Here is a 12446-nt window from a genome sequence, read left to right as displayed (position 1 = left end):
TCCCCAATACAGCTCAAAGGTGGTAAATTATTTTCCTAAGCTAGGAAGATCACAGCTTACCCTTCCCTCTCTGAAAACCGTAAAAATAATTCCTGTCCTTTTCATCGCTCTTGCTTTGTAATTGTCAAAACACAAAAATGCACTCATCCCCCAAGAAGGGACGAGTGCGTTCTACCCGTGGTTCCACCCAATTTCCCATAAGTAAAAAGAACTTACGGCTCTGGTGCTGTAACGTAGCATAGACGGTATTGGGTACTTCATTCTCCAATACAGCTCAAAGGTGGTAAGTTACTCTCCTGCGTTAGGAAGATTTCAGCTCTCCTTCCCTCTCTGGAAACCGTAAAAAGTAACTCATGTCCTTATCAGTGCTTTTGAAAAATCAAACGATAACATTAAATTGTTTTACATGATACAGTAAATGTCTCCTAACCGCAACCCTTCTTTTCGCTTTTTTTAGATCCAATTTAAATAAATTTCAAAATTAATAAGATATTAAAGTTATAACATTTAAACATCATATCTGTGTCATTTTCTTATGGTGGTTTCTGCAGTTAGATCTGAAATACATAGTAGGTGTGTCAGTTGTTCGTCCTTTAAATAGAAAGTAGGAAATGTCCCCGCTTCGTTACTGTATAGGAACTAATATTTCACACAAATGATTATCAATCATTTGTGAAGTATATCTTTCTATAATTGGTTGTTCTCTTATTGATAGATTATTTCTTTCGATCTCAGAAAAAATATTGCCCCAAAATTCACTGACTGCCTCTTTTGTATGGTCAAGCAAAAAAACAGCGTATTTCCCACCAGAAAATTCTCCAATATGAGCTGGTTTTGTCACATTAAAATCTTTATTTATAACAACGCAAACATCATAACGACACTCCTCTTTAGGAGTAATCTCTGGGTTATCTCGCGGTATGCCTAAAATTATAGAATCATCAAACACACCATTTAATTTTGCCCACTTTTTAAAATTCTCCATTAATTTTTTGTTTTGCTTTTCACCATACTCCCCAACATTTCGGAAATAAGCAATCCTGGATTCAGGTAATTCTTCAATAGTTATTTTCATATTTTAATTCTCCTTTCTTAGATAAAGTAATCCGATTTAAAATATCTTTCAAGCTATTTTTAAAAACTATTTCTGATATATTAGTTTAATTAATCCATTAGTCTCTAAACAAAGGCCGTTAGTTGAAAAGGGAAAAGAGATAGTCCACCACCGCCCATAATGACGGACAATAATGAACCGTATTCAAAACATTCGCTTCAAAAAGTAGGTGAAAAAGAGATGGGCCATGAGACCAACCTTCGCAATCCACGGTTAGAATGCGACACAAAACTTCCCCATCACACTCAGTTGCTTTCCCCCTAAACCTTAACTCCATTTTTAACAACACGTTTAAAAATGAAGACTATTTCACTATGCCTAAAGCGCCGTTTTTCCATTTATTGCGGGTACTAGTGGAATTTTCCCTTTGTCTTTTCTATGATAAAACTAAACACCACATGGCGGGAGCGAAGGTGGGATGGATGATGAAAAAAGGCATTTGGATTCCGATCGTTGTCTTGATTGCATTAGGAGGAGGGGTCGCCATGGCGTTCGCACTCAACGGTTCAGATGATATCGCCTTAACAGATGATTTTACAAGTAGCTTTCTTGACCCAGAGGTCGAAACTGATGACGGGTTCCATTATTTTCAATCCGAAAAAAACAACTTTTCCATGTGGTTTCCTGCTGGGTATTACATTGAAGATGATCCCGTCCGTTATGAAAGTAAAGACCATTTTGAATTTCTCAATATCTATGAAGAAGAAACTACTACTTCAAAGGACAGAGGGTATACAGGGTACATTCAACTCACGTACGAGAATAACGTGTCAGAACATGAGGCTAAGATACAACTTCAAATTTTACTAGAAGATTTAGGGTTTAATGATCAGTATGAAGAACTTCAAACAGAAAATGCAACGATCTATTATGGCTCTTCCTATTATACTTTGGAAGGAAAAAGAGGCGTGACTTACGATCCGGCAACGCACTCTGCTAATCAATACTTTGCGTTGGTTCAAAGCCACGATGCTAAGGAATTTATTACTGTCGATTACCGTATATTATGCGATGATTATGAGTCCTGTGAAGTCAACAACGAAAGAGAAAGCCGTTTTTTCGATACTCTTATTCAAAGCATTCGCTTCCAAAAGTAGGTGAATTTAAATGGGGTTTGAAGATAATACCCGCAATGCCGCAGTTAGCATCAACACAGTCCACCTTCTCCACAACACTGGTAGCTTCCCCTCCTAAACCTTAACTCCATTTTTAACAACACGTTTAAAAATGAAGACTATTTCACTACTTCTAAAGCTCCTTTTTTCCATTTATTGCGGGTACTAGTGGAATTTTCCCTTTGTCTTTTCTATGATAAAACTAAACACCAGGTGGCGCGAGAGTGAAGGTGGGATGGATGATGAAAAAAGGCATTTGGATTCCGATCGTTGTCTTGATTGTATTAGGAGGAGGGGTCGTTATGGCGTTCGCACTCAACGGTTCAGACGATATCGCCTTAACAGATGATTTTACAAGTAGCTTTCTTGACACGGAGGTCGAAACTGATGAAGGCTTCCATTACTTTCAATCAGAAAAAAACAACTTTTCCATGTGGTTTCCTGCGGGGTATTACATCGAAAATGATCCTGTCGGTTACGAAAGTAAAGACCATTTTGAATTTCTCAATATCCATGAAGATCAATCACATTCTAACGAAAAAGAGTACTGGGGATTTATTCAATTAAAGTACCGTGGCAATATGATAGAACATGATGCTGAGATACAATTACAAATTCTACTAAAAGCCTTTGGGTTTAATGACCAGTATGAAGAACTTCAAACAGAAACTGCAACGATCTATTACGGCTCTTCCTACTATACCTTGGAAGGAAAAAGAGGCGTGACTTACGATCCGGCAACGCACTCTGCTAATCAATATTTTGCGTTGGTTCAAAGCCCTGACCTTAAAGAATTCATGGTTGTTGATTATGAGTTATATTGCAAGGAAGAAGAAACATGTACCATCAACGATGAACAAGAAAGCCGCTTTTTCAATACACTTATTCAAAGCATTCGCTTCCAAAAGTAGGTGAATTTAAATGGCCTTGAGACCATCCTCCCTTTGCTGTTTAAATCCAAACAAACTCCCTATCACCTGCAGTAGCTTTTCCCCTCTAAACCTTGATTCTATCTTTAACGATATGCTCAAAAATTAAGACTATTTCACTATGCCTAAAGCGCCTTTTTTCCATTTATTGCGGGTACTAGTGGAATTTTCCCTTTGTCTTTTCTATGATAAAACTAAACACCAGGTGGCGTGAGAGTGAAGGTGGGATGGATGATGAAAAAAGGCATTTGGATTCCGATCGTTGTCTTGATTGCATTAGGAGGAGGGGTCGCCATGGCGTTCGCACTAAACGGTTCAGACGATATCGCCTTAACAGATGATTTTACGAGTAGCTTTCTTGACCCAGAGGTCGAAATAGACGAAGGCTTCCATTATTTTCAATCAGAAAAAAACAACTTTTCCATGTGGTTTCCCGCGGGGTATTATCTTTCGGATGACCCAGTTCAATACGAAAGCAAGCGCCATTTTGAGTCTCTGAATATGTATGAAAAGAATGTGAATGAATCTGGGTTTCGAGGGCACATTCAACTAAAATACCGAGACAACATGACAGAGCACAGAGCACATCTACAACTAAATCGACTTTTAGAGGACCTTAGTTACGAACAACAGTATGAACAGCTTCAAACAGATGAAGTAACCATTTACTATGGCTCCTCCTATTTCACACTAAAAGATAAAAAGGGAGTTACGTATGATCCGAACGACCATTTCGCCAATCGCTATTTTGCTTTAGTGCAAAGCAATGACACTGAAGAATTTATTGTCATTACTTACCGCCTCGCATGCAAAGATGGAGTCGCCTGTGAGATCAACAACGACCAAGAAAGCCGCTTTTTTGATACACTTATTCAAAACATTCGCTTCCGAAAGTAGGTGAATTTAAATGGCGTTTGAGGATAATACCCGCAATGCTCTTACCGCTCTCCAGTATGAAAGTGGAAAGCCATTGGATATTGACTCCCTTAAAAAGGTGTTGGATTCTTATAACATTACCGACATCGACTACAACGACATTACGATATATAAAAGCAGTGGCGAAAATATTGACTCCCCTATCGGCAACGAGTCTGGCTTTGACAGTGCTGCGATTCACCACTACAACGAAGAAAAAGACATTAACGACGTTTACTACATTTTTCGTGGTACTGAAGTTGATCTCGATGCACCCGAAGATGTCGTTTACGATGCTTTTGGTGTTGTTGCAGGTGTTTCAGATGAGCAAATCGAGGATGCTCTTGATTTCATTGAAGAAGTTGAAACAAACATAAATACAAACGGTATTAAGCGCTATGGCGATGGCCATTCCCTCGGAGGCCATTTGATTGTTAGTGTCGCTTTAATTGAAAAAAACTTTGATGATGTACGCGGTCTGAATGATGCGCCTGTTAACTTAAAACAACTCGCCTCTTTAGACAGTGATTTTGTTGATTACTTAGAAAGCGCCACAGATGTATTAGACATCTCCGACATACCCGAAGAAGAGCTCGTTCTCCTTGCTCGCGACTTTTATGCCGCTGAAGCGAACGCCATTAGCCATACACGAGTGAAAGGGGAGCCTCTTTACGCTCAATCGATTCCGTATACGTTTTATCCAGGGGCAAGCATTCATTACTTAGGCGATATGGAAACGCCTGAATTTCCTGATGTGCTGACGCCAAGGACGCCGTGGCCTGGATTAACGGAGGTATTTTCCAGACCCCCTATGTTTGGTACGTTTGTTTCTCTTGGACTTGGCATAAATGCAGATTTAGATCGGGTTGCCTATAACGCCAATATCAATCATCTTTTGCAATTTATCACGATCATTGGCGAGGAAATGACGGTTGCCGAGCTTTCAGAATTAATCGGCAAAGCTAAAGACAATCCGTGGGCAGCGCTTTCAGACATGCCTGAATCTGTAAATGAACGCCTGAAAGAGGAGGTAGGGCTTGGCCATATCGTCGGCGGGTTATGGGCCTTAAAAAATACAGCCGTCTATGAAAAAGTGCTTGCTGTAATCAATGCCAAGGAGCAATTTGATTTGCATAGCATCGGGACATTAATTGAACTGTATGACCAGCCTGGCCATCAACCGGTCACGTACCGGCTTGAGCCTGGGACAGGTACACACATCCTCGTTGATGAAGACAGTCTTGTTAACGCGTTGCAAGCCATGGAAGGGGCACTGGAACAAAAGCGCGAGGCTCTTGGCCTTCTTTATCACTACCGTAATATGGAACTTCATGAACGGATATTCGAACAACGGGAGCGGGTCGAAGGAATGATGAGCAACAAAGAAGCGAATTGGCGCGCGTTTTTGCAAGAAGCAGGCCATACGTATTCCAAGGATGCCATCCGCAAGCCAACAGGGGTGACTTTCCGCAAGGAGTTTGATCCTGTTCCCTCCAGTGCGGTTGAACAAATCGACGGAATTATTGAGATGTATGAGTTGGATATGCGCGAGCTAGAACAATTGGTGCTTGACTACAAAGAAAATTTGCGTGGATTGTTTGCGGCTGATGAAGCATTGGCTCAATCAATTAAGTAAGGGGGAATATCGTTGTTTGATTGGCTAAATCCGAATGTGGGTACCTACCGCTTTCCTTTTAATCAAAGCGGCTTTGAAGAAGATGTACGGCGACAGCCTAACCAGGCCCAAGAACAAATGGAGACAGGCACCGACCAACTCACCCATGCGTTAACTTGCCTTGAAGGGCAAGAAGGCAAGTTTGCGGATCGTTTGAGGGAACGCCTCGAATTCCAGATTTCCTCTGAGCAAACAAAAGGGTTGTTTGTTCGCAATGCCATTTTCCTCCATACCGCAACGTTAGGGAACACTGTCGCTGATTACCATAAACAAAAGTACGACATTCATACAGAAATGGACCAAGACGCGCTGGACCGGCTTACTGAGCGTTTGTCAAATAGAGGGCCTGGCCTTTTGTGAAAAGGAATGGTGCAGAAAAATGTGCGCTGTTCCTTTTCACTTTGTCTTTAGGCTACTGCCTCATCCCGTCAAGTTGCTTTTTCATGCAGCCTATCCTACTTACATTTCTAAACTGGCCCCTGCTCCTTCACAGAGGCAAGCAAGAAGCCACAGGGCCTATCACTACTACCAAAAGCGAACATCACCTCTATTAAGAAAGAGGAACAACAACGCTAGTCCCCCCTTCAACTCACCTGAATAATAAATAAGACAAACCTTTTTATAGAAATGAAATGAAAATATTGTATTATTTTAATAAAAGGAGGGTCGTTATGCATTGGAAAATTAGCGCTCTTTTAGCAGTAGTATTTTTTATGTCTATGTCTGGGTGTTCAAATGGTGAGGAGTTGTTAATCGGTTCTTACCAAAGTGATGATCAAATTGTTTTTAACGAGGAGAAGACAATCAAAGACCCAGACACAATTAATGAATTTAAGGCCATTATTCATGAGTCGGCTATTAGCGAAGAGCCGGCCTCTACAGAGGGATATCCTGATAGTGTTATTCACATAAATAACGGGGATAACTCGACGATGGTGATGTTGGTTTATCTTTGGTTTGACAATAATTCTACTATTACTTTTCGTCGGGGTATTGAAGAAGATCAGTATTATTCAGTCTCTGAAAAGGACTCGGAGCGCATAAAGGAATTATTGCATCTAGACGAGGCTGAGTAAAATTTGTTGTGTATCAGAATCATAGAAGCTATTCAGTATTCCCCCTGTTTTAGTTGACTCCGTCTTTTGTTTTTATTCAATCAAACAGAGAGGATTCATCTTCAATGAACCAATTGGACGACTTGTATGAACCAAACTGGGAAAACACTGCTAACAAATTGATGGAGTATCATGTTGAAGCGTTGTTTGTTCACGATCAACATTCACGGCTGTTGACAATAAACGAAAACTTGGGGCCAACCGTTCCCGCTCCTGCATTTTTCTTAGGCCGAACGATTGACGGTAAGGCCGTTTGCCGATTTCGCTATGATGTAGCAGACAAGACTGCTACGCGTTTACAAGAGTTATCTTTAGAAGAGCCTTCCATAAGCGAGTTCCCCGCAAAGCCAAAGTACTTTGCAGAATACATGGCTCTCCTTCATGGGCAACAATATACAATGGGACCGTGCTATTTTGTCCCTAGAAAAGTCACTCCCTCACTGCAAGTCAAAAGCCTTACCCGGGAAAATGCTGCTAACTGGTTGCCACATGACTTTGAGTGGCTTATCCGAGAATTAGATGTGTCTCAGCCTTGCGTTGCCCTTGTCCATCAAAATAGAGCCGTTTCCATCTGCCGAAGCGTTCGTATTACCAATTTCGCGCATGAAGCGGGAATCGAAACATTAAAGGAATATCGCGGAAATGGGTTTGCGCCTGCCGTTGTTGCTGCCTGGGCGATCGCTGTACGGAAGTTGGGTTGTTTGCCATTATATAGCACGTTAGCGGAAAACCATTCCTCTCAAAGCGTTGCAAGTAAATTAGGTTTAGCCTACTATGGAAGTAATTTTACGATTGCTTGATTTAATGGGAATCTGTTGTATGTAGCTTTGTACGCGGGCAAAACGGGCCTCGTTTCTTTTTACCTATTCCACGCACCGGGCAGAATGGCCTCTATTGAAAGGATTTGATCGAATGCAAGAACGTTATATGAGATTAGCACTAGACAACGCTAAAGCAATGAAGGGGCAAACAGACCCAAATCCTCTTGTCGGCTGCGTGCTTGTAAAAGAAGGACGGATTATTGGCGTGGGCGCCCATTTGAAAGCTGGGGAAGCCCATGCAGAAATAAACGCGTTGCGCATGGCTGGCTCTGAAGCGAAAGGCAGCACCGCTTATGTTACGCTGGAGCCTTGTTCCCATACAGGGAGAACAGGGCCGTGCGCTGTGGCGTTAGTGGAAGCCGGCGTCAAGGAAGTGATTATTGCTACCCTTGACCCAAATCCCTTGGTCTCTGGTAATGGCGTTCGTATCCTTGAAGAAGGCGGCGTCCATGTTCAAACCGGCATCTTGGAAAAAGAAGCGGTGCAGTTAAATGACGTGTTTAATTACTCGATTGTCAATCGTATGCCATATGTGACGCTAAAAGCAGCTGTCTCGCTCGATGGAAAGATTGCCGCAAAATCGGGCGACAGCAAATGGATTACTTCCAGTGAGGCGCGCCAAGATGTCCACCGCCTGCGTTCGGAAAACCAAGCGATTATCGTTGGCGTTGACACTGTTTTAAAGGACAACCCTTCGTTGACGGCGCGAATCGCCAATGGGCGCAACCCGATCCGAGTGATTGTTGATTCCCATTTGCGCACGCCTGTCGATGCAATTGTAACGACAGATGGCCTTGCCCCGACATGGATTTTCACGGCAGCGGAACCGAGGCATTTGCCAGAGAAGCAGGAGCGGCTGGAAAAGGCTGGCGTCCGCCTTGTACAAACGAGCGGGACAACGAAAGTCGATCTCAAGGAAATGATGGCGTATTTGTACAGAGAGTCGATTTCCTCTGCCCTTCTCGAAGCAGGGGGAACGTTGAATGCCGCTTTTCTTGAAGCCCAGCTTGTGCAAAAACTAATCGTCTATGTGGCGCCAAAGCTCATTGGCGGCGCCTTGGCGCCAACCTTTTTAGAAGGAAGCGGCATTGACAAAATGGCTGATGCCTTGCCGCTTGCTTTCAGTGAAGCCATGCAAATCGGACCAGACGTAAAACTGACTGCCTATGTCGTTTCAGATAAGGCGGCGAACTAGACTGTTCAAATTACGCAGCGGTTAGGAGAGACCTTTTAGCCGCTGCCAATTGTATAAAGTGGCACCGTATTAGCCACTTTAATTTGGTAAATCAATCACACTACCGTTAATATAGCCTAAGAAATTTCCTTTTGAATATCAAATGAATCATTTGCAAACTCCATTAACCTCTCCATCAACATCATAGGTGGTAAGAGTAGCATCATTCTCGTATAAGTCACCTTCCATATGAACAACGGCAACAACATCTAAATCACGATCACTTGTAAAAGAGGCGTGTACATATACACTTGAATTACTTTCTAAGGATAAACTTGCCAAATAAAATGTTTCTCCCCCTCATTCGTATTGGGTAACTTGCAAATCCTCGATATTTCCATCTGGTAAAACATCTTGAATTGCTGAGTGACCTTCAAGTTCAGACCGGAAAGGATTCTTATCTGAAACCTCCTCAATTCCTAAATCGAGCAAGAAACTGAACAAAGTCTCCTCTTCCAATCAATTGATAGGCTTGAAAATCCAACAAATTCATTGTTACAGATCCAGCCATTCCATCCACTCGTTGCTCTGTTGCTTCTTGGAATGCCTCAACAGCAGATTTTGTAGCTGGGCCAAACGCTCTATCGACTTCTATTGAAATATCAGCTCCATCCTGCTCATTTAATTGATTTTGAATTCAACGAATTAAACTTCCTGTATCGCTATTTTCCTGTGGCTTATTAGTGATCAAATAGCCAAACAACAGAGCCTTTTAGTGAAAATTCCCCGTGTCATATGACAAATTTTCTGTTTCCTCAGGACGAAGATGGGAAAAATAAGAAAATAAAAAGGTACAATTATCTATGTTATTAAAGGCACAAATTCGATTATTTTATAAGCGCAAATAAAACAACACTAAAGAATCAGCTCTTAAGGACTACTTATTGATTCATTTAACCATTTATTCCATTTTTAATTAATAAAACGGGCGACTAGTCGTGTCGTTCTTCAGAACCCTTGACGTGTTTTTGGAAGCGAATTAAATTGAAAATAGATTGCTATTTTCATAAATAAACGCTTTTAGCAAGAACGGTTCCGAGAAGATTGGTTTTATTTCATTAGACAAACAGGAAAAGCGAATTGCTGCCGAATTTCTTATGAATAGAACAGCTACGTTTTCCCAGGATCGTTCGCTATTGAGATATACCAAACAGCCAACAATTGCTTTACAAATGGTCATGAATGGAAGTGGAGAAGGCAAAAACAGATTGGCGAAATTTTGCGACAAAAAAAGTTTTTCGCCGAACAAGGCGATGCTTATGCGGCATCGGATATTTCTAATCTGGAAAGGAGGCTTCCTGTTGTGGAAGGGGCCAATCCTGATTTACTGGATGCCAGAGCAGGGTATTTGCCAAAAGCGGCTTTGCCCTATCTAGGAAAACATATTATCCTGTTCGTTCTTGTTTCCAAAGTGAGCACGGCAATATCAATTGTTAAAAAGATTTTCAATAATAGAAAGGGCCCTCTTTTACTACTGACTTCTATATCTTGTGCTGCTGGGCTAGTTCCTTTGAACACTCATGCGGGTAAGCGGTTTGGCAATGTGCACTTTCCGTTCGATTTGATTCATTTAATGGATAGTGCTGTCTCTGTCTGGTTTAAGGGTGACTTCACATGCATACTAGAACATAAAAGCATGCGGCAACACTGCAAAAATGAATGAACACAGAGATCAATTTTTGGCAAACATGTCAGAGGAATTTAAGAATCCGCTCCATGGCATCCTTAACATGTCCCACTCTGTTTTAAAGAGAGAACGGCATATGTTACAGGAAAGAAGCATTGAAGAGCTTGAAACCGTTTTGTCGATCGGACATCGGCTGACATTGCGTTTGAATGATTTGATTGACATGATGAGCCTGCAAGAAGGATCCCTCCGTCTACAGAAAAAAGCGGTATCGATTCAACCTATTGTCACTGGAGTCCTTGACATGCTGCAATACAGCACAGAAGTCAAGCGTATTAAAATGGTTAATCAAATCGCCAAAGACTTTCCACCCGTCATCGCGGATGAAAGTCGACTCGTTCAAATTGTTTACAATTTATTGCATAATGCAGTCAAGTATACAGACGAAGGAATTATTTCCGTGCGAGCTTTTAAGGAAAACGAAAATGCTCTTATTGTGATTTCCGATACAGGAATTGGTATGGACGAGGACATCCTTAAGCGCCTCTTTCGTCCGTACGAGCAAGCAAATGCAAACGAAACCATGATTGAAGGAGGGTTTGGACTAGGGTTAAGTATAAGTAAGCAATTAGTTGAGCTTCACGGAGGCACATTAGAGGTATCCTCTGCTGTAGGAGAAGGCTCAACATTTACACTTTCATTAAAATTAGCTGAATTGAAAAATGAGCAAGACAAGAGTGGCGATCCCGCATTCGAGCAGTCGTCGTCAGTCGTACCACCCCTAGAAAAGAAGCCACTTTATATGAAAGAAGTCGAAGCCCAGTTAGCTACGACACAAACTAGCTTAAGCGAATTAAGCCATGCCCGCCCCCGTATATTAATGGTTGATGACGATCCAGCCCATCTTCAAGTACTTGAAGGGATACTATCACCAGAAGATTATGATGTAACCATGGTAACAAGCGGCAAAGAGGCGTTGGCTATGTTAGATGCCCAGGAGTGGGATCTCGTTATCTCAGATACGATGATGCCGCAGCTGTCTGGTTACGAGCTAACCCGATTGATTCGTAAGCGGTTCACACTGATTGAGCTTCCTGTGTTGCTCCTTACATCTAGAAGCCAATCGAAAGATATTCAAACTGGCTTCTTGGCCGGGGCCAACGATTATGTGACAAAACCAGTCAAAGCGCTAGAATTAAGGGCACGGATTGAGGCGCTAACGACGATCAAACAAATGGTTCAAGAACAATTGCGGTTGGAAGCGGCATGGCTGCAAGCACAAATTCAACCACACTTTTTGTTCAATGCCTTAAATGCAGTAGCCGCTTTAAGTGAAACCGCCCTCGATAAAATGCATGATTTGCTACAGGAATTTAGCGACTTTTTGCGCGCCAAATTCCAATTTCAAAATATGGACGAACTCGTTCCCATTGAGGAAGAGCTTAGCCTGGTGCGCTCCTATCTCTACATTGAAAAAGTCCGGTTTGAAGAGAGGCTGGAAATTGATTGGCAAGTAGAAGACAGCGACATAAAAGTCCCGTTTCTTTCCATTCAACCTTTAGTGGAAAATGCGATTAGGCACGGCATTATGAAACGCCCTCATGGCGGAAAGGTCCTTATTCAAGTTTCTAACAATAAAACGCATGCCGTCGTATCAGTCGAAGATGACGGAGTCGGAATGGACGACGTTCAACAGCAACGCATTTTAGAGAGAAAAGCCGCTAGCCGGTCAGGGGTTGGATTAATTAATACAGACCAGCGGTTAAAACGGCACTTTGGCACAGGGCTTCAAATTGAAAGTGAAAAAGGCAAAGGAACAAAGATATCGTTTCATGTAAAGCACAGAAATCGGTCAAAATAGACTTCACCATACGAGCGAGCATGGCGGTAAAGGTCCGCCA

13 protein-coding genes and 2 other annotated features (1 of these 15 running past the window's edge) are annotated in these 12446 nt (G+C 42.0%); of the genes, 10 read left to right on the top strand and 3 right to left on the bottom strand.

Annotation, left to right across the window (positions count from 1 at the left end):
* Positions 1–114 (bottom strand) — a binding site (T-box leader); it reaches 112 nt to the left of the window's first position.
* A 39-nt stretch (positions 115–153) separates the two neighbouring features.
* Positions 154–375: a binding site (T-box leader), on the bottom strand.
* 250 nt (positions 376–625) lie between these two features.
* Entirely contained in the window at positions 626–1075 is a 450-nt protein-coding gene (locus tag BUC05_RS06880; RefSeq protein WP_035205803.1) for an AraC family transcriptional regulator, read from the bottom strand.
* Between the two features lie 464 nt (positions 1076–1539).
* Here BUC05_RS06880 and BUC05_RS06875 point away from each other — a divergent pair, with 464 nt between their 5' ends.
* The 8 genes from BUC05_RS06875 (at position 1540) to ribD (ending at position 8879) form a co-directional block, all read left to right on the top strand.
* Positions 1540–2211 carry a hypothetical protein gene (locus BUC05_RS06875; protein WP_035205802.1) on the top strand — a complete coding sequence of 224 codons (672 nt, stop codon included), beginning with the start codon at positions 1540–1542 and terminating at the stop codon, positions 2209–2211.
* A 260-nt stretch (positions 2212–2471) separates the two neighbouring features.
* On the top strand, positions 2472–3140 hold the full coding sequence (locus BUC05_RS06870; RefSeq protein ID WP_035205799.1) for a hypothetical protein: 669 nt from the start codon (positions 2472–2474) through the stop codon (positions 3138–3140).
* A 252-nt stretch (positions 3141–3392) separates the two neighbouring features.
* On the top strand, positions 3393–4055 hold the full coding sequence (locus BUC05_RS06865; RefSeq protein WP_035205797.1) for a hypothetical protein: 663 nt from the start codon (positions 3393–3395) through the stop codon (positions 4053–4055).
* Positions 4056–4065: 10 nt separating this feature from the next.
* Complete coding sequence (locus BUC05_RS06860; protein ID WP_011248817.1) at positions 4066–5709, top strand: DUF6792 domain-containing protein; 1644 nt, start codon at positions 4066–4068, stop codon at positions 5707–5709.
* Positions 5710–5721: 12 nt separating this feature from the next.
* Complete coding sequence (locus BUC05_RS06855) at positions 5722–6108, top strand: hypothetical protein (RefSeq protein ID WP_011248818.1); 387 nt, start codon at positions 5722–5724, stop codon at positions 6106–6108.
* Positions 6109–6419: 311 nt separating this feature from the next.
* The gene (locus tag BUC05_RS06850; protein WP_011248819.1) at positions 6420–6824 is read left to right on the top strand and encodes a YhfM domain-containing protein; all 405 of its coding nucleotides are present in this window, start codon (positions 6420–6422) and stop codon (positions 6822–6824) included.
* 104 nt (positions 6825–6928) lie between these two features.
* Complete coding sequence (locus BUC05_RS06845) at positions 6929–7663, top strand: GNAT family N-acetyltransferase (protein ID WP_011248820.1); 735 nt, start codon at positions 6929–6931, stop codon at positions 7661–7663.
* A 112-nt stretch (positions 7664–7775) separates the two neighbouring features.
* Positions 7776–8879 carry a bifunctional diaminohydroxyphosphoribosylaminopyrimidine deaminase/5-amino-6-(5-phosphoribosylamino)uracil reductase RibD gene (gene ribD, locus BUC05_RS06840; RefSeq protein ID WP_035205795.1) on the top strand — a complete coding sequence of 368 codons (1104 nt, stop codon included), beginning with the start codon at positions 7776–7778 and terminating at the stop codon, positions 8877–8879.
* Positions 8880–9026: 147 nt separating this feature from the next.
* Here the strand turns inward: ribD and BUC05_RS21455 are convergent, their stop codons facing one another.
* Positions 9027–9200 carry a hypothetical protein gene (locus tag BUC05_RS21455; RefSeq protein ID WP_156323117.1) on the bottom strand — a complete coding sequence of 58 codons (174 nt, stop codon included), beginning with the start codon at positions 9198–9200 and terminating at the stop codon, positions 9027–9029.
* Between the two features lie 130 nt (positions 9201–9330).
* Positions 9331–9555 (bottom strand): peptidoglycan-binding domain-containing protein, encoded by a 225-nt coding sequence (locus BUC05_RS22025; protein ID WP_082111892.1) that lies wholly within the window; start codon positions 9553–9555, stop codon positions 9331–9333.
* A gap of 666 nt (positions 9556–10221) precedes the next feature.
* On the opposite strand from BUC05_RS22025, the gene BUC05_RS22020 reads away from it, so the two are divergent.
* Together BUC05_RS22020 and BUC05_RS06825 are read left to right on the top strand one after the other, a co-directional pair.
* Positions 10222–10581, top strand: a complete 360-nt coding sequence (locus BUC05_RS22020) for a hypothetical protein (protein ID WP_011248823.1) — start codon at positions 10222–10224, stop codon at positions 10579–10581.
* Complete coding sequence (locus tag BUC05_RS06825; protein WP_011248824.1) at positions 10574–12406, top strand: ATP-binding response regulator; 1833 nt, start codon at positions 10574–10576, stop codon at positions 12404–12406. The genes BUC05_RS22020 and BUC05_RS06825 overlap by 8 nt, the downstream gene beginning before the upstream one ends.
* The last annotated feature ends 40 nt before the right edge of the window (positions 12407–12446 follow it).

This window comes from Shouchella rhizosphaerae (assembly GCF_900142675.1).
GTDB classification, from domain to species: domain Bacteria; phylum Bacillota; class Bacilli; order Bacillales; family Bacillaceae_D; genus Shouchella; species Shouchella rhizosphaerae.
This window is presented reverse-complemented; position numbering and strand designations above follow the sequence as displayed.

Excerpts from the sequence above, each read along its gene's own strand:
- BUC05_RS06880 (WP_035205803.1), bottom strand. The coding sequence starts at position 1,075 with ATGAAAATAACTATTGAAGAATTACCTGAATCCAGGATTGCTTATTTC.
- BUC05_RS06875 (WP_035205802.1), top strand. The coding sequence starts at position 1,540 with ATGAAAAAAGGCATTTGGATTCCGATCGTTGTCTTGATTGCATTAGGA.
- BUC05_RS06870 (WP_035205799.1), top strand. The coding sequence starts at position 2,472 with ATGAAAAAAGGCATTTGGATTCCGATCGTTGTCTTGATTGTATTAGGA.
- BUC05_RS06865 (WP_035205797.1), top strand. The coding sequence starts at position 3,393 with ATGAAAAAAGGCATTTGGATTCCGATCGTTGTCTTGATTGCATTAGGA.
- BUC05_RS06860 (WP_011248817.1), top strand. The coding sequence starts at position 4,066 with ATGGCGTTTGAGGATAATACCCGCAATGCTCTTACCGCTCTCCAGTAT.
- BUC05_RS06850 (WP_011248819.1), top strand. The coding sequence starts at position 6,420 with ATGCATTGGAAAATTAGCGCTCTTTTAGCAGTAGTATTTTTTATGTCT.
- BUC05_RS06845 (WP_011248820.1), top strand. The coding sequence starts at position 6,929 with ATGAACCAATTGGACGACTTGTATGAACCAAACTGGGAAAACACTGCT.
- ribD (WP_035205795.1), top strand. The coding sequence starts at position 7,776 with ATGCAAGAACGTTATATGAGATTAGCACTAGACAACGCTAAAGCAATG.
- BUC05_RS06825 (WP_011248824.1), top strand. The coding sequence starts at position 10,574 with ATGAATGAACACAGAGATCAATTTTTGGCAAACATGTCAGAGGAATTT.